We start from the raw sequence: 16,177 nt of genomic DNA, 5'->3' as shown, positions 1-16,177 counted from the left end.
GTTAGAGTCCTGGCCATGGACCCCTTTGTCAGCCTCGATGCGACGGCCCAGGCGGAGCTCGTCCGCCGCCGAGAGGTCACCCCGCTGGAGCTGGTGGATGCGGCCATCGCCCGCATCGAGCGCCACAACCCGAAGCTGAACGCGGTCGTCCACACACAGTTCGACACGGCACGCCTGCGCGCCAGGGGAGCACTTCCGCAGGGGCCCTTCACCGGTGTCCCCTTCCTGCTGAAGGACCTGCTCACCGCGCAGGAGGGCTACCCGCTCACCGGAGGCTCGCGCTTCGCGAAGGACTTCGTGCCCGACCACGACAGCGAGCTCGTGAAGCGCCACCTGCGCGCCGGGCTGGTGGTGCTCGGCAAGACGAACACGCCGGAGTTCGGCCTGCTGCCCACCACGGAGAGCAAGCTGCTGGGGCCCTGCCGCAACCCGTGGAACCCCGAGCGCTCCCCGGGCGGCTCCAGCGGCGGCGCCGCGGCGGCCGTGGCCAGCGGCATGGTGCCCTTCGCCCACGCGGCGGACGGCGGCGGCTCCATCCGCATCCCCGCGTCGAGCTGCGGCCTCTTCGGCCTCAAGCCCACGCGCGGACGCAACCCCACGGGGCCGGACCTGCTGGACGCCTACCACTGGCTCGTCGCGGAGCACGCCGTCACCCGCTCCGTGCGCGACAGCGCGGCCCTGCTGGACGCCACGGAGGGGCCGGACGTGGGCGCCCCCTACATCGCCCCGCCCAAGGCGCGGCCCTATGCCCTGGAGGTGGGCGCGCCGCCGGGCCGGCTCCGCATCGGCCTGACGCTGCGCAACCCCGTGGACGCGCCCGTCCACCCGGAGTGCCTGTCCGCCGTCGCCGCCACCGCCCGGCTGCTGGAGGGGCTGGGCCACTCCGTCCTCGAGGGCAGCCTGGAGGTGCCCGGGGACGAGGCCCTGGGCCAGCACTTCATGACGGTGTGGGCCGCGGGCGTCGTATACGGCGTGGACCGGCTCGCCCAGCACGCCGGCCGCGAGCCGTCGCCGGAGGAGTTGGAGCCCTTCACCCGGGCGCTCTACGAGTTCGGCCAGGGCCAGGGACTGTCGGCCTTCCTGCAGGCCCAGGCGGAGCTGCAGCGCTACAGCCGCGCCATCGCCCGCCGCTTCGAGGACGTGGACGTCTGGCTGCTGCCCACCGTCACCGAGCCCCCCACCGCGCTGGGCACGTTCGACGCGCCGACGGACGAGCCGCTCGCTCCCTTGTTCCGGGCCGCCGCCTTCACGCCGTACTGCCCGCTGGCCAACATCACCGGCAACCCGGCCATGAGCGTGCCGCTCCACTGGAGCCCCGAGGGCCTGCCCGTGGGCGTGCAGTTCATCGGCCGCTTCGGGGACGAGGCGACTCTCTTCCGGCTGGCCGCCCAGTTGGAGTCCGCGCACCCCTGGACGCACCGGCGCCCGGCCGTGTTCGGGTAGGGACGCCAGGCACCCTGGCGGACGCCCCCGCGCACTTGAGGGGTTCCGTCCGGCTCGGGCCGTAATACAACGTGAACATATGAAAGTCGCCGTCCTCACTGGCGGGGGTGACTGCCCCGGCCTCAACGCCGTCATCCGTGCCGTCGTCCGCCGCGCCGCCGAACATGGCTTCGAGATGATGGGCCTCCGCGATGGCTGGAAGGGGTTGCTGGAGGACAACCACTTCCGCCTCACGCGTGAAACCACCTCGGGCATCCTCCACCGGGGCGGCACCATCCTCGGCACCTCCCGCGTCAACCCCTTCAAGGTGGAGAACGGGCTGGAGCGCGTGAAGCGCGCCGTCGAGCGCAACGGCATCCACGCCATCATCGCCATCGGCGGCGAGGGCACGCTGTCCGCCGCCACGCGCATGTCCCAGGAGGGGCTGCGCATCGTCGGCGTGCCGAAGACCATCGACAACGACATCAACGCCACCGACTTCACCTTCGGCTTCGACACCGCGGTGGAAATCGCGACGGAGGCCATCGACCGGCTGCACTCCACCGCCGAGTCCCACAAGCGCGTCATCGTCTGCGAGGTCATGGGACGGCACGTGGGCTGGATTGCCACCTACTCGGGCATCGCCGGCGGCGCGGACGTCATCCTCGTCCCGGAGATTCCCGCGGACCTGCCGAAGGTGGCCGAGCACATCCAGCGCCGCCACGCGAGCGGCCGCATGTTCTCCATCGTCGTGGTGGCCGAGGGCACGCGCATCAAGACGTCCCCGGACCAGAGCGAGCACCTGGTCACCACCGGCGCGCTGGACGAGGCGGGCCGGCCGCGCCTGGGCGGCGTGGGCAACATCGTCGCGCAGGAAATCGAGCGCCGCACCGGCTTCGAGACGCGCGTGTCCGTGCTGGGCCACATCCAGCGCGGCGGCGCGCCCACGCCGCATGACCGCGTGCTGGCCACCCGCTACGGCGTCCACGCCTGCGACATGGTCGCCCGCGGCGAGTTCGGGAAGATGGCCGCGCTGCGAGGCAACGAAATCATCAGCGTGGACCTGTCCGAAGCCACCCGCGAGCTGAAGAAGGTCCCCAAGGAGTTCTTCGAGGTCGCCCAGGTCTTCTTCGGCTGACGCAACGCGGCATCACCCGGCGCCCCTGAGAAAGGGCCCGGGCTTCCGGTAGCATCGGCGCCCTCTCACGCCTCACGGACAAGGGATGGTGCCGATGCTCGCCGGACGGATGATGGATTTCCCGCTGACGCTGACCCACTTCCTGGAGCGCGCGCGCACCTTCTATCCGCGCTCGGAAATCGTCAGCCGCAACCCCGACAAGTCGCTGCACCGCTACACGTTCGCGGACTTCTACAAGCGCACGTGCCGGCTGGCGAACGCGCTGACGCGCCTGGGCGTGAAGCCTGGAGACCGGGTGGCCACGCTGAGCTGGAACCACTACCGGCACCTGGAGGTGTACTTCGGCGTGCCGGCCATGGGCGCGGTGGTGCACACGCTGAACCTGCGGCTGCACCCGAATGATTTGGGCTACATCGCGCGGCACGCGGAGGACACGGTGCTGGTGGTGGACCGCTCGCTCTTGCCGCTGTTCGAGAAGTTCGCGGCCCAGGTGCCGAGCATCCGCCACGTCATCGTGGTGCCGGACGCCGGGCCGGCGCCGGAGGGCAAGCTGGACTACGAGCAGCTGCTGGCGGCGGAGTCCGACGCCTTCGACTTCCCGGCGCTGGAGGAGAAGTCGGCGGCGATGCTCTGCTACACGTCGGGGACGACGGGCAACCCGAAGGGCGTGCTGTACAGCCACCGCTCCATCGTCCTGCACACGCTGGGCTCGTGCCTGGCGGACGTGACGGGGATGCGCGAGGCGGACACGGTGCTGCCGGTGGTGCCCATGTTCCACGCGGCCGCGTGGGGGCTGGCGTTCGACGGCATCCTCACCGGGGCGAAGCTGGTGTTCCCCGGGCCGCACCTGGACCCGCAGTCGCTGCTGGATTTGATGGCGGCGGAGAAGGTGACGCTGGCGGGCGGCGTGCCCACCATCTGGATTGGCATCCTGGCGCTGCTGGACCAGGAGCCGAAGAAGTGGGACCTGAGCGCGATGCGCTCGATGCTGATTGGCGGCTCGGCGGCGCCGCCGTCGCTGATTGACGGCTTCAAGAAGCGGCACGGGCTGGAGGTGGTGCACGCGTGGGGCATGACGGAGCTGAGCCCCGTGGGCACCATGGCGAAGCTGAAGGGCAGCCTGCAGGACGCGAGCCCGGAGGCGCAGCTCGAGGCGCGGGCGTCGCAGGGTTTCGCGCTGCCCTTCGTGGAGACGCGCGTGGCGGCGGACGACGGCCGGCTCCTGCCCTGGGACGGGGAGACGATGGGCGAGCTCGAGGTGCGGGGGCCCTGGGTGGCGTCCTCGTACTACAACGACGAGGGGGCGGACCGGTTCACCGCGGATGGCTGGTTCAAGACGGGCGATGTGGTGACCATCGACAAGGATGGGTACATGCGCATCTGCGACCGCTCGAAGGACGTCATCAAGTCCGGTGGCGAGTGGATTTCGTCGGTGGCGCTGGAGAACGCGCTGATGGCGCACCCGGCGGTGCTGGAGGCGGCCGTGTTCGCGGGCAGGCACCCGAAGTGGGACGAGCGGCCCCTGGCGGCGGTGGTGCTGAAGCCGGGACAGACGGCCACGAAGCAGGAGCTGGCCGCACACCTGGAGAAGCAGTTCGCCAAGTTCTGGCTGCCGGAGGACTACCTGTTCCTCCCGCAGATTCCGCGCAACTCCACGGGCAAGTTCCTCAAGACGAAGCTGCGTGAGGACTTTGGCGACCACCTGATGAAGAACCCGGCGGCGAGCACGGCGGGGTAAGGCACACGTCGCGGCCGTTGCTCGCGCGAGGCCTCACCCGCGTGAGCAACGGTACCCCGCGGGACTTCGCTCCAGCGCGCCTCGCCCCACTTCATCGTGCGTGTCTACTTCGTGGGCCCGGTTCGTGGAGCGGCCCGCGCCCACTCGCGGCCGAGCATGGCGTACAGGTAGTCATCGCACCAGGCGCCCTTGAACCAGCCGTCCTCGATGAAGTGCCCTTCGCGCCTCATGCCCACGCGCTCCAGCGTCCGGACCGACGCGGTGTTCTTCACGTCCGTCACCGCGATGACCCGGTGCATGTGGAGTGTGTCGAACGCGTAGCCCAGCAGCGTACGCACGGCCTCCGTGCCCAGGCCCCTGCCCTGGTGCTGCCGAGAGAGCGTGAAGCCAATCTCGCCCAGCCGTGGGTCCTCGTCCGTCCGCAGCGCGCAGTCACCCACCAGCGCATCCGTCTCCTTCAGCGCGATGGCGAACTGGAACCAGCCGGGCTGCCCGGGCTGGCGGCCGTCCATCGACTCGATGAGCTGGCGCCCCCGCTCCGCGTCGTAGTCGCTCCAGCTCTGGTAACGGCTCACCTCGGGGTCGTTCCTGCAGGCCACCAGTGCCTCCAGGTCCTCCGCGCGAAGGCGTCTCAGCACGAGCCTCGAAGCCACCACCCTGTCGAACTCCGGTACCACCATGGTCATCCTCCACGGGCCCGAGGCCACGCGCCGTCATATCCCGAAGGACTCCGGCGGTACGAGCGGCCCGGACTCCAGGAACGTGCGCGGAAACCGGCGCCAGCCCTGCTCTCGGGTGGCATACGCCGGCGGAGATTCCAGAGTCCGGGACATGACGGCTTCCTTACGGCCATGGAGTCCCAGGCGGCAAGGCCCCGCCCTCCGAGGTAACGTCCCGGCACCATGCCGTCCGTGAAGCAACTTCGCCCGTTCGCCCTGGCAACCCTGGAAGCCTTCGTCGAGGCCTCCGGCCGAGTCGTCCTCGTCCAGCAGCCCCCCGAGCCCGTCTTCCAGCAGGTGGCCATGCGGCTGGGCGAGGCCCGCACCGTGGGCATGGCCCACCGCACCCGGCTCGTGGACCGGCTGCTCGTCATGCTGCGCGGCTTCGACTCCCTCGACGTGCACTTCCTCCGCCCGGAGGTGGACGGGCAGGAAATCACCGTGGGCCGCATCGACACCTGCAGGCTGGTGGTGCCGGACCCCTCCGTGTCCAAGCACCACGCCACGCTCCGGTGGCATGCGGAAGCCGGGGACTGCTCCGTCCGCGACATGGGCTCCATGAACGGCACCTGGGTCAATGCGCAACCGCTGGGGCAGGAGCAGGAACGGATGCTCAACGACGGCGACGCGCTCGCCTTCGGCGATGCCCAGTTCCTCTACCTGCGCACGGAGACGCTGCACGCACATCTGCGCATGGCCAGCCCCAGCCGCGGCTGAGGGCCGGTGGGAATGAGGGCCATGGCCCGGGCGTACAGGTGACGGCCCCGCCAGGAGGGCAACCGGGCGGGGCCCTGGTCCGCCGCCCCCGCCCCAAGCCTTCGTGCAGCGCCGCCGACGGGCCCCGGCTATGACTGGTCCCTCCAAGCACAAGGGAGTGCCGTAGATGGTCCGGCTGGTCATCCTCTTCCTGGTCAACGTGGGCGTGTGGGCCGTGCTGCGGTCACTCTGGCCCGGCCTGCTCCGGGGATGGCGCCTGGGCGTATTCGTGGGTGGGGTGGTTCTCTCCCTCGCCGTGTGGCTCTTCCCGCTGGTGGCCGGGCGCCATGCCGAGCTGCCCGTGGGCGACGCGGCCCTCCGCGTCTTCTCCGTGGGCTGGTCCGTCGCCGCCGTCATGGTGCTGCTCTTCGGCACCCCCATCTCGCTCCTGCACCGCTGGGTGGAGCGCGGCGCCAGGGCCCGGCCTCAGGCCCCCTCCGAGCCGGTGCCCCCCGCTCCCGAGCCCGCCCCGGCCGCCGGCTCGAGCTTGAGCCGCCGGAGCCTGCTGACGAACGCGGGCCGCGCGGTACCGGTGCTGGCGGCGGGGACGAGCTCGGCGGGGCTCGCCAGCGGCGTCTCCGGCTTCACGGTGCGCCCGGTGGAGGTGCGGCTGCCCGGCCTCCCCAAGGCGCTGGACGGCTTCCGCATCGGTCAAATCACGGACGTGCACGTGGGCACGTTCATCGACACCCGGTACCTGCACGACGCGGTGCGGGCGATGAACGACGCGCAGGTGGACCTGCAGGTGATGACGGGCGACCTCATCGACGACCTGGACCAGCTCGACGGCACCATGGAGGCGCTGTCCGCGTGCACGGCCCGGCACGGCATGCTGGCGGTGCTCGGCAATCACGAGCACTGGCGCGGACTGCGCGCCGTCCGCCGGGCCTACGCCGACGTGGAGGCGCGCGGCGGCCCGGTGCGCCTGCTGGTGGACGCGTCCCACGCCTTCGAGCACGCCGGACAGCGCGTGCGCGTGGTGGGCGTGGACTACCCCATGTCCGGCCGCAGCCACCGCGTGAAGGCCGAGCGCATGGCCCAGTCCGCGCAAGAGGCGTTCCGAGACGCCTCGCCCGACGAGGTGCTGCTGTGCCTCTCACACCACCCGGACTTCTTCCCGCACGCGGCCGAGCGCGGCGCGCGGCTGACGCTGGCCGGGCACACCCACGGCGGGCAGGTGGCCTTCCTGGGCATGCCGGCCTTCTGGTTCGCCTTCAAGTACATGCTGGGCCGCTACCGCCAGGGAGACCACCAGCTCTACGTGTCCGGCGGCACGGGCCACTGGCTGCCCTTCCGCCTGGGCGTGCCCACCGAGGTGACGGTCCTCACCCTGCGCGCGGCTTGAGGCGCTACTTCGCGCCAGTGGGGCCGGGCTGCTGCCCATACGTCTTGAACTTCTCGATGACGCGCTCCATCTCCGCGCTGTCGAGAATCACGGGCTCGCCCACCTGGAGCGCCCGCCAGTACATGGCCGCGAGCGTCTCCACCTCCACCGCCAGCTTGAAGGCCCCCGCCAGGTCCTTCCCCAGCGCGAGCATGCCGTGGTTGGCCAGCAGGCACGCCTTGCGCCCCTCCAGCGCGGCCAGCGCGCTCTTCGCCAGCTCCGCCGTGCCGAAGGTGGCGTAGGGCGCACAGCGCACGTCCGAGCCCCCCGCCGCCGAAATCATGTAGTGGAAGGCGGGGATGCCCCGGCGCAGGCACGCCAGCGTGGTGCAGAACATGGAGTGCGCGTGCAGCACCGCGCCCGCCTCCGGCCTCGCGGCCAGGATGTCGCGGTGGAGCTGCCACTCCGAGGACGGAAGCCGCCGGCCCTCGTGGCTCCCGTCGAAGCGCATGAGGACCAGGTCCTCCGGCACCAGCGTGTCGTAGTCCATGCCGGTGGGCGTCAGCAGGAAGCCGCCCTCCACGCGCACGCTCAGGTTGCCGGAGGTGCCCTGGTTGAGGCCCGCCGCGTTCATCTTCCGCGCGGTGGTAATCATCGCCTCGCGCAGCGCCCTGTCCTCCATGCTCACGCCGGCTTCCCCCGCCGCTCCGGGAAGAGCGAGAGGAGCCCCTCCTCCGTGGCCGGGCACACGCCGCGCTCCGTGACGAGCGCCGTCACCAGCCGCGCCGGCGTCACGTCGAAGGCGTAGTTGGCCGCGGGGCTGCCGTCGGGAGTGATTCGCACCGTGGCGATTTCACCCGAGCGCAGCCGCCCGGTGACGTCGCTCAGCTCGGCGCCATCACGCTGCTCAATGGGGATTTCCCTCACCCCGTCCTTCAGCGTCCAGTCGATGGTGGGCGACGGCAGCGCCACGTAGAAGGGCACGCCGTTGTCCTTCGCGGCCAGCGCCTTCAGGTAGGTGCCAATCTTGTTCGCCACGTCCCCGTGCGCGGTGGTGCGGTCCGTGCCGACGATGCACAGGTCCACCTCGCCGTGCTGCATGAGGTGGCCGCCCACGTTGTCCGCGATGACGGTGTGCGGAACGCCGTGCTGTCCCAGCTCCCACGCCGTCAGCACCGCGCCCTGGTTGCGCGGGCGCGTCTCGTCCACCCAGACGTGCACGGGAAGGCCCGCGTCGTGCGCCAGGTAGATGGGCGCCAGCGCCGTGCCCCAGTCCACCGTGGCCAGCCAGCCCGCGTTGCAGTGGGTGAGGACGTTCAGCCGCCCCTCGCGGCCCTTCTTCTCCCACGCCGCCTCGAAGAGCTTCAGCGCGTGCTCGCCGATGGCGCGGTTGATGGCCACGTCCTCGTCGCAGATTTCCCCGGCGCGGCGGAGCGCGGCGGCCACGCGCTCGGACGCGGGCAGCGGGGCCAGGGCGCGGCGCATCTCGTCCAGCGCCCAGTGCAGGTTGACGGCGGTGGGACGCGTGCCGCGCAGCACCGTGAGCGCCTTCTCCAGCGCGCCGTCGGACGCGTCCACGCGCATCGCCAGCCAGACGCCATACGCGGCGGTGGCGCCGATGAGCGGAGCGCCCCGCACCAGCATGCTGCGGATGGCGTGGGCGGCCTCGTCGAGCGTCGACAGCCGCACCGTGGTGAAGGCGTGCGGCAGGCGCGTCTGGTCGATGACTCCGGCGGCGGCTCCATCGGGCTCGACCCAGATGGAGCGCATCGGATTGCCGTGCACCTTCATTTGCGGAGCACCCGGCCGGCCACGGCGGACAGCTTCTCCAGCACCGCGGCGTCTCTCGCCTCGGGCGCGGTGATGAGCGCGTGGTCCAGCGCGTTCTGGCAACCCTTCGCGCACGGCCCCTGGTGCGTGCCGAGCAGCGGCACCACGTTCTTCACCAGCCCACGCGCCTTGCTGGCGTTGCCCAGCAGCACGGAGACGACCTGGTCCACGGTGACGGCGTCATGGTCCGGGTGCCAGCAGTCGAAGTCAGTGACCATGGCCACCGTCGCGTAGCAAATCTCGGCCTCACGGGCGAGCTTGGCCTCCGGCATGTTCGTCATGCCGATGACGTCGCAGCCCCAGCTCCGGTACATGCGGCTCTCCGCGAGCGACGAGAACTGCGGCCCCTCCATGACGAGGTACGTGCCGCCGCGCTTCACGGTGACGCCCAGGCCCTCGCAGGCGGACACCAGCGCGTCGCCCAGGCGCGAGCACACCGGCTTCGCCATGGACACGTGCGCCACCATGCCCGTACCGAAGAAGCTCTTCTCGCGGGCGAAGGTGCGGTCGATGAACTGGTCCGTCACCACGAAGGTGCCGGGGGGCAGGTCCTCGCGCAGGCTGCCCACCGCGGACAGGGACAGCAGGTCGGTGACGCCGGCCCGCTTCAGCGCGTCGATGTTCGCCCGGTAGTTGATCTCCGAGGGCGACGCGCGGTGGCCCCGGCCATGGCGGGGCAGGAAGACGACGCGATGGCCCTCGAGCGTGCCGAAGCACAGCTCGTCCGAGGGCTCACCGAAGGGCGACGACACCTTCTTCCAGGTGACGTCCTTCAGGCCGTCAATCTGATACAGGCCGCTGCCGCCGAGGATGCCAATGACGGGCGGGGTGGAGGTGGACATGGTGGGGACTCCCGGCTCGGGGGTTTAGAAGGCGGACGGGTCCAGCGTGGCGAAACCGTGAAACGTGGGGTGGCCATGCCCGGCGGGGATGACGGCCTCGCCCCTGTCGAGACAGGCCGTACGCATCCCGGCCGAGCGGGCGGCGTTCAGCTCCGCCACGCTGTCCGACAGGAAGAGCACCTGCTCGGGGGGCAGGCCGATTTCCCGGGCGATGCGCGTGTAGGAGGGGCTCTCCACCTTCGGACCGGTGGTGGTGTCGAAGTAGCCGGAGAACAGCGGCGTCAGGTCGCCCCAGGCCGTGTAACCGAAGACGAGCTTCTGCGCGGCGACCGAGCCCGACGAGTAGACGTACAGGCGCAGCCCCTTCGCGTGCCAGGCGCGCAGGCCCTCCACGGCGTCGGGATACATGTGGCCCTGGAGCTCGCCGCGCGCGTAGCCCTGCTCCCAGATGAGGCCCTGGAGCGTCTTGAGCGGCGTGGCCTTCCGGTCCTCGTCAATCCACTGGCGCAGGAGCGCCACGGTGGCGTCGTCGGAGAGGCCCGGGTTGCCCGCCAGCTCGCGCGCGTCGTCCAGGCACCTGCGCACCTGGGGCGAGTCGCGGTGGGCGGCGATGAAGACCTCCAGGTTCCGCTTCGCGAAGGGGAACAGCACGTCCTTCACGAAGGAGATGGAGCTGGTGGTGCCCTCGATGTCGGTGAGGACCGCGCGGATGTCGCTCATGTCTCGTAGCGGGGGAAGCGGTCGGCGATGGCGTCGCCGGTGAAGTTGCCCACCCACCCGTCCGGACGGATGAAGAAGCGGATGGCGGCGAAGTCGGGACGGGGGCCCATGTCGAACCAGTGGCGCACGCCCTCGGGCACGCTGATGAGGTCTCCGCGGGTGCAGACCACCTGGTACACCTTGTCCTGGACGTGCAGGTAGAAGCAGCCGCTGCCCTCCACCATGACGCGCTCCTCGTCCTCGGAGTGGGTGTGCTCGGAGAGGAACTTGAGGCGGGCCTGCGCCGCGTTGGGGTTGTCCGGCTTGATGCGCGCGACGTCCACGGAGTTGTAGCCGTGCTTCGCCTTCTCCGCGTCCACCACGTGCTGGTACGCGGCGAGCACGTCCTCCTGGCTCGCGCCGTCCGGAAGGGGGATGGAGGCGTCCACGCGCTCGAAGCGCACGCCGATGGCGCTCAGCTCGCGGCGGATGGCGTCGAAGTCGGTGTGCGTACCCAGCGGGCTGCCAGGCGAGGCGTCGGGGTAGATGGTCAGGCTGCTCATCGTCGCACCTTCATCGTTTCGAGCTCGTAGGTCAGTAGGTGTTCCAGCGCCACGGTGTGACGGCGGGCCTCCGCCATGCTGCGGCCCCAGGCATACAGGCCGTGACCGGCGATGAGGTAGGCCACCGCCTCCGGGCGCCGGGCGAGCTCCTCCGACACGCGCGCGGCGAGCCGGGGGATGTCCTGGTCGTTGGGGAAGATTCGGAGGGAGACCGTCGTCTCGTGGGTGCGGGTATCGCCCAGCGCCTTGAGCAGCTCGTAGCCGCGCAGCAGCAGCTCGCCCTCGCCCTGGCGCAGCTGGGACAGCAGCGCGGAGACCATGGAGTGCGTGTGCAACACGGCGGCGACGTGGGGCCGGTCGCGGTAGAGGTGCAGGTGCAGGTGCGTCTCCGCGGAGGAGCCGGGCGGCGGCGGAGCGTGGAGGTCCAGGGCGAGGATGTCCGCGTCGACCAGTTCGCCCTTGTCCACGCCGGAGCGCGTGACGGCGGCGTGGTTTGCGTCCAGGCGGCGCGAGAAGTTGCCGCTGGTGGCGGGGACGAAGTTGCGGACGCTGAGGAAGCGGCCCACCTCGACGATTTCGCGCGCGGCATCGGCCAGGGAAATGGCGGTGGGAGTGGGGGCGACGGCCGGGGCGCTCATCCGTACTCTCTTGAGGCTCCCTGGAGACGGGAGCGAGGGGAGGTTTCCGAGGAACAGGAGCGTATGGGCCGGGCCCCACCCGGCGCAAGCGGCCGGGGACGTTGCCCCTGCTGTGTCACGAGGACCCGGGGAGGCCGTCAGCGGGCCTCCACTTCACGGAACTTCGCGCCACCGAGTTCCAGCCGCTTCACGGCCTCCACGAAGCGCTCTGAGGCGATGATGTCCAGGTGCTTGCCGAGCCGGAATACGTCCAGATGCTCCGGCAGCGACGCGGCCTCCAGGATGATTGGGGTGAGATACCGGATGTCCTCGTAGCCACACGTGGGGCATGGCGGCTTGCTCTTCGGCGATACGCAGTCCCGGTGCGGGTGTCCGTGCAGTTCGAGTTGAACCTCGAGGAACTCGGGAGGGCTCTTCCCGCGAAAGCGCACATGGATGGGACAGGCATGTTCCAGACCGTTCAATCCAGCCTCCCGGAGCTTCACCAACGCCTCGCCGCGGACGAGGAGATCCGTGGAGTAGAACGCGACAAGCTGGCCGAAGTGGCCCGAACCCTTTCCGGACAGAGCACCGAATCCCACGCCGGACACGAGCCAAGCCCCTGGGGGAGCAAAGGGCCGCACCAGATCGAGCAGGCGCTCGAACTCAGCGCGTGCTATCGGCCCTGGGCCGGACAGCGTCTCAAGCTCTCGAGCAGGCAGCGCGGACAGGTCCACACACGGATAGTTCAACCCTCCAATACCTCCGCCAGCATGACACGTTGGGCAGAGCTCCCTACCCGGCAGCGCCCACTTGTGGGTACCGTCGATGTCACCCGTGTACGGCGGCGAGATGTCCTCTTCAACAACGTAGAATTTCACGAAGACTATCCTGTGCGCTGCTGCGCCCCTTCAGGGAGCAAGAATCTGGGGGCCGAACGAGTCGATGCGCGTGTTGTACGGCATGACCGGGCCCGTCAGTTCAAAGCGGAAGATCAGCTCGACAGCCTTGCGGTGAAGCTCCACGGGCGTCACCTCGCGGCCGCGATTGGCCAACCAATACTCCCGCCAGGCCTGATTCCACATCCCGCCACGCCCGGTACCGCCGTGGATTTCGCGATGGTTCGGACGGCCGCCTCGCGCATGACGCAGGGGCCTCATGGCCGAAGCCCTCAGCCGGCGTGCTCCTCCACGAAGAGGCGCGCGTTGCGGATGCCCACCGCCACGCGCTCGCCCTGGGTCAGCCCCAGCGCCTCCAGCTCCGCGTGAGCCATGTGCACCATCAGCGTGTCCCGGCCCGCGAGCTGGAGGCTCAGCTTCACCGAGTCCCCTACCCGCGTCAGCGCGGAGATGACCGCGTGCGCCCCGGACGGCTCCTCCACCGCCCGCGCGATTCGCACCTCGTGCGGCCGCACGAAGGCATGCACCCGCGCTCCATCCGGTGCCCCGCCCGGAGCATCCAGCGTCAGCCCCCCGAGCGCCGCGCGCCCGCCCTGGACATGCCCCCGCAGCACGTTCGCGTTGCCGATGAAGGACGCCACGAAGGGCGTCGCCGGCCGGTCATACACCTCCAGCGACGTGCCCACCTGCCGCACCCGTCCCTCGTGCATCACCACCACCTGCTGCGCCAGCTCCAGCGCCTCCTCCTGGTCGTGCGTCACCAGCAGCGTGGTGACGTGCGTCTGCTCGTGCAGCTCGCGCAGCCACGCGCGCAGCTCCACGCGCACCCGCGTGTCCAGCGCGGCGAAGGGCTCGTCCAGCAGCAGCACCCGGGGCCGCGTCGCCAGCGCCCGCGCGAAGGCCACCCGCTGCCGCTGCCCGCCCGAGAGCTGCGACGGGTAGCGCTCCCCGTAGCCCTGGAGCTGCACCAACTCCAACAGCTCGTCCACCCGCGCGTCGCGCTCCTTCCGGGACACGCCCCGCACGCGCAGGCCGAAGCCCACGTTGCCGCGCACCGTCAGGTGCTCGAAGAGCGCGTACCCCTGGAAGACGAAGCCCACCCCTCGCCGCTGCGGCGGCATCCGCGTGCAGTCCTCTCCGCAGATGCTCACGCGCCCCGCGTCCGCCTCCTCCAGCCCGGCGATGGCGCGCAGCACCGTCGTCTTCCCGGAGCCCGACGGCCCCAGCAGCGCCGTCACCGCTCCGGCCGGCGCGTGGAACGACACGTCCTCCGCCGCCGGGTGGCTTCCCCCGGGGAAACGCCTGGTGAGGTGCTCCACGGTGACGCTCATGTCCGCCCACCCTGCCGGCGCTCGGCGACCTTCTTCACCCCCAGCGTGACGAGCGCCAGCAGGGAGAGCAGCGAGGCCACCGCGAACGCGCCGGCGAAGTTGTACTCGTTGTAGAGAATCTCCACGTGCAGCGGCACCGTGTTCGTCAGGCCGCGCACGTGGCCACTCACCACCGACACCGCGCCGAACTCGCCCATTGCCCGCGCGTTGCAGAGGATGACGCCATACAGGAGCCCCCACTTCACCTTCGGCAGCGTCACCCCCAGGAAGACCTGCCAACCGCTGGCCCCCAGCGTCAGCGCGGCCTCCTCCTCCTGGCTGCCCTGCGACTGCATCAGCGGCAGCACCTCCTTCGCCACGAAGGGGAAGGTGACGAAGGTGGTGGCCAGCACCACGCCCGGCACGGCGAAGATGATTCTCACGTCGTGCGCGGACAGCCACGGCCCCAGCAGCCCCTGCCTGCCGAACAGCAGCACGAAGATGAGCCCGGAGAGCACCGGCGACACGCTGAAGGGCAGGTCGATGAGCGCGCTCAGCACGCCCTTGCCCACGAAGTCATACCGGGCAATGAGCCACGCCGCCGTCACGCCGAAGACTCCGTTGGCCGTGACGGAGACACAGGCCGTCAGCAGCGTCAGCCGGATGGCCGACAGCGTCTCCTCGTCCCGCACCGCGTCCAGCCACGCCGCGGGCCCCCGTGACAGGGCCTCCCGGAAGACGGCCACCAGCGGCACGACGACGAGCAGCCCGAGGAAGGCCACCGCCACGCCGATGAGCAACACGCGCACCCAGGCGGGCTCGCGCACCGCGGACGGCACCCTGCGGGTGGCGGCGCCGCTCATCGCTTCCTCCCGCGCAGGGCGCGTGCCTGCAACGCGTTGATGACGAGCAGCAACAGGAACGACGCCCCCAGCATCACCACGCCGATGGCCGTGGCCCCCGCCTCGTCGTACTGCTCCAGCCGGGTGACGATGAGCAGCGGCACGATTTCGGTGCGCAGCGGCATGTTGCCGGAGATGAAGACCACCGAGCCGTACTCCCCCAGCGCCCGCGCGAAGGAGAGCGCGAAGCCGGTGAGCAGCGCGGGGAAGAGCGCGGGCAGCACCACCCACGCCACCGTGCGCAGCCGCCCCGCCCCCAGCACCGCCGCCGCCTCCTCCAGGTGCGGGTCCAGGTCCTGCAACACCGGCTGCACCGAGCGCACCACGAAGGGCAGCCCCACGAAGGTCAGCGCCAGCGCCACCCCCGCCGGCGCGAAGGCCACCTGGAGGCCCCACTTCGCCAGGTGCTGCCCCAACCACCCATTCTGCGAATACACCGCCGTGAGCGCGATGCCCGCCACCGACGTGGGCAGCGCGAAGGGCAGGTCCACCAGCGCGTCCAGCAGCGCCTTGCCCGGGAAGTCGTAGCGCGCCAGCACCCACGCCACCACCGGCCCGAACAGGGCGTTGACCAGCGCGCCCACCAGCGACGCGCCAAAGGACAGCCGGTACGCCGCCAGCGCCCGGGGCCCCGTCACCGCGGCCACGAAGCCCTCCCACGACAGCGTGGACGCCTTGAGCACCAGCGCGCCCAGCGGCAGCAGCACCAGCAGCCCCAGGTAGAGCACCGTGAAGCCCAGCGCCAACCCGTAGCCGGGTAGCACACCACCTCGCCGGCGCAGGGGCACCGAGCGCAGCGCAGCCTCCATCATCTGCCCACCGTGGCGCGCCGCGCGGCGGTGCCGGAAGGGAGCACGGCGGCGTCCGCCCGCTGGTTCAGGTCCGCGAGGGTCAGGTTGTCCAGGATGCGCGCGGTGGCGTCGCGCACCTCGCGCATCACCCCGCGCAGGGCGCAGGTGTCCACGTCCTTGCAGTCCTCACAGGGACGGAAGGCCCGCTCGCTCGCGCACGGCGTGGGCGCCAGGGGGCCGTCGAACAGGCGCACCACCTCGCTCAGGCGCACGTCCTCGGGCCGCTTGCGGAGCTGGTAGCCGCCGCCCTTGCCCCGCTTGCTCTGGAGGATGCCGTGGTTGTTCAGCTCCAGGAGGATGTGCTCCAGGAACTTCCGCGGCATGTCCTCCCGCTCCGCCAGCGTGGCGATCTGCACCGGCCCCCGCTCCCGCTCACGGGCCAGCACCTGCAGCGCCCGGAGCGCGTACTTCGTCTTTTGCGAGAGCTTCATATCTCTACCAACTCTATATAGTTTATCGGGAATCCGAGCTTCAAGGTTTGCCCGTTTCAGAAGGGCCGCACCCTCCGGCGGAAATTCCAGTGGCCGGGCCTTCCGCCCTCCAGGCATCCGGGCGGCCTCCGCGTCC

General features: G+C 70.7%; 18 protein-coding genes. 5 read left to right on the top strand and 13 right to left on the bottom strand.

Translation table 11 applies throughout. The features are described 5' to 3' along the window. The first annotated feature begins 15 nt into the window (after nucleotides 1-15). From K8638_RS22875 to K8638_RS22865, 3 genes are all read left to right on the top strand, one after another. Nucleotides 16-1,443, top strand: a complete 1,428-nt coding sequence (locus K8638_RS22875) for an amidase (protein WP_223756717.1) — start codon at nucleotides 16-18, stop codon at nucleotides 1,441-1,443. 79 nt (nucleotides 1,444-1,522) lie between these two features. After that, the gene (locus tag K8638_RS22870; RefSeq protein ID WP_223756716.1) at nucleotides 1,523-2,560 is read left to right on the top strand and encodes a 6-phosphofructokinase; all 1,038 of its coding nucleotides are present in this window, start codon (nucleotides 1,523-1,525) and stop codon (nucleotides 2,558-2,560) included. A gap of 94 nt (nucleotides 2,561-2,654) precedes the next feature. After that, nucleotides 2,655-4,298 carry a long-chain fatty acid--CoA ligase gene (locus tag K8638_RS22865; RefSeq protein ID WP_223756715.1) on the top strand — a complete coding sequence of 548 codons (1,644 nt, stop codon included), beginning with the start codon at nucleotides 2,655-2,657 and terminating at the stop codon, nucleotides 4,296-4,298. 104 nt (nucleotides 4,299-4,402) lie between these two features. Here the strand turns inward: K8638_RS22865 and K8638_RS22860 are convergent, their stop codons facing one another. Continuing rightward, entirely contained in the window at nucleotides 4,403-4,978 is a 576-nt protein-coding gene (locus K8638_RS22860; protein WP_223756714.1) for a GNAT family N-acetyltransferase, read from the bottom strand. 222 nt (nucleotides 4,979-5,200) lie between these two features. Between K8638_RS22860 and K8638_RS22855 the strand changes: the two genes are divergently transcribed. Continuing rightward, nucleotides 5,201-5,734, top strand: coding sequence for an FHA domain-containing protein (locus K8638_RS22855; RefSeq protein ID WP_223756713.1), 534 nt, complete (start codon nucleotides 5,201-5,203; stop codon nucleotides 5,732-5,734). Between the two features lie 166 nt (nucleotides 5,735-5,900). After that, complete coding sequence (locus tag K8638_RS22850) at nucleotides 5,901-7,118, top strand: metallophosphoesterase (protein WP_223756712.1); 1,218 nt, start codon at nucleotides 5,901-5,903, stop codon at nucleotides 7,116-7,118. 4 nt (nucleotides 7,119-7,122) lie between these two features. Here the strand turns inward: K8638_RS22850 and K8638_RS22845 are convergent, their stop codons facing one another. From K8638_RS22845 to K8638_RS22790, 12 genes are all read right to left on the bottom strand, one after another. After that, nucleotides 7,123-7,779, bottom strand: a complete 657-nt coding sequence (locus K8638_RS22845; RefSeq protein ID WP_223756863.1) for a class II aldolase/adducin family protein — start codon at nucleotides 7,777-7,779, stop codon at nucleotides 7,123-7,125. A 2-nt stretch (nucleotides 7,780-7,781) separates the two neighbouring features. Continuing rightward, nucleotides 7,782-8,888, bottom strand: a complete 1,107-nt coding sequence (gene mtnA / locus K8638_RS22840) for an S-methyl-5-thioribose-1-phosphate isomerase (RefSeq protein WP_223756711.1) — start codon at nucleotides 8,886-8,888, stop codon at nucleotides 7,782-7,784. Beyond that, entirely contained in the window at nucleotides 8,885-9,769 is an 885-nt protein-coding gene (locus K8638_RS22835; protein ID WP_223756710.1) for an S-methyl-5'-thioadenosine phosphorylase, read from the bottom strand. The genes mtnA and K8638_RS22835 overlap by 4 nt, the downstream gene beginning before the upstream one ends. A 24-nt stretch (nucleotides 9,770-9,793) precedes the next feature. Further along, entirely contained in the window at nucleotides 9,794-10,489 is a 696-nt protein-coding gene (gene mtnC, locus K8638_RS22830; protein ID WP_223756709.1) for an acireductone synthase, read from the bottom strand. Continuing rightward, the gene (locus tag K8638_RS22825; protein WP_223756708.1) at nucleotides 10,486-11,031 is read right to left on the bottom strand and encodes an acireductone dioxygenase; all 546 of its coding nucleotides are present in this window, start codon (nucleotides 11,029-11,031) and stop codon (nucleotides 10,486-10,488) included. Before K8638_RS22825 ends, mtnC begins: the two co-directional genes overlap by 4 nt. Next, nucleotides 11,028-11,669: a methylthioribulose 1-phosphate dehydratase gene (locus K8638_RS22820; protein ID WP_223756707.1), complete on the bottom strand. Its 642-nt coding sequence runs from the start codon at nucleotides 11,667-11,669 to the stop codon at nucleotides 11,028-11,030. Before K8638_RS22820 ends, K8638_RS22825 begins: the two co-directional genes overlap by 4 nt. Nucleotides 11,670-11,806: 137 nt before the next feature. Next, a complete protein-coding gene (locus K8638_RS22815; protein ID WP_223756706.1) occupies nucleotides 11,807-12,529 on the bottom strand; it encodes a double-CXXCG motif protein in 723 nt (240 codons plus the stop codon). Between the two features lie 30 nt (nucleotides 12,530-12,559). Then, nucleotides 12,560-12,808, bottom strand: coding sequence for a DUF2380 domain-containing protein (locus tag K8638_RS22810; protein ID WP_223756705.1), 249 nt, complete (start codon nucleotides 12,806-12,808; stop codon nucleotides 12,560-12,562). Between the two features lie 11 nt (nucleotides 12,809-12,819). Continuing rightward, entirely contained in the window at nucleotides 12,820-13,878 is a 1,059-nt protein-coding gene (locus K8638_RS22805; protein ID WP_223756704.1) for a sulfate/molybdate ABC transporter ATP-binding protein, read from the bottom strand. Further along, a complete protein-coding gene (gene cysW, locus K8638_RS22800; protein WP_223756703.1) occupies nucleotides 13,875-14,720 on the bottom strand; it encodes a sulfate ABC transporter permease subunit CysW in 846 nt (281 codons plus the stop codon). Before cysW ends, K8638_RS22805 begins: the two co-directional genes overlap by 4 nt. Then, nucleotides 14,717-15,568, bottom strand: a complete 852-nt coding sequence (gene cysT / locus K8638_RS22795; protein ID WP_370644094.1) for a sulfate ABC transporter permease subunit CysT — start codon at nucleotides 15,566-15,568, stop codon at nucleotides 14,717-14,719. The genes cysW and cysT overlap by 4 nt, the downstream gene beginning before the upstream one ends. Further along, nucleotides 15,568-16,041: an Rrf2 family transcriptional regulator gene (locus K8638_RS22790; protein WP_223756701.1), complete on the bottom strand. Its 474-nt coding sequence runs from the start codon at nucleotides 16,039-16,041 to the stop codon at nucleotides 15,568-15,570. The genes cysT and K8638_RS22790 overlap by 1 nt, the downstream gene beginning before the upstream one ends. Nucleotides 16,042-16,177: the final 136 nt, after the last annotated feature.

It is taken from the genome of Myxococcus sp. RHSTA-1-4 (genome assembly GCF_020037125.1).
In the GTDB taxonomy this organism is placed as follows: domain Bacteria; phylum Myxococcota; class Myxococcia; order Myxococcales; family Myxococcaceae; genus Myxococcus.
This window is presented reverse-complemented; position numbering and strand designations above follow the sequence as displayed.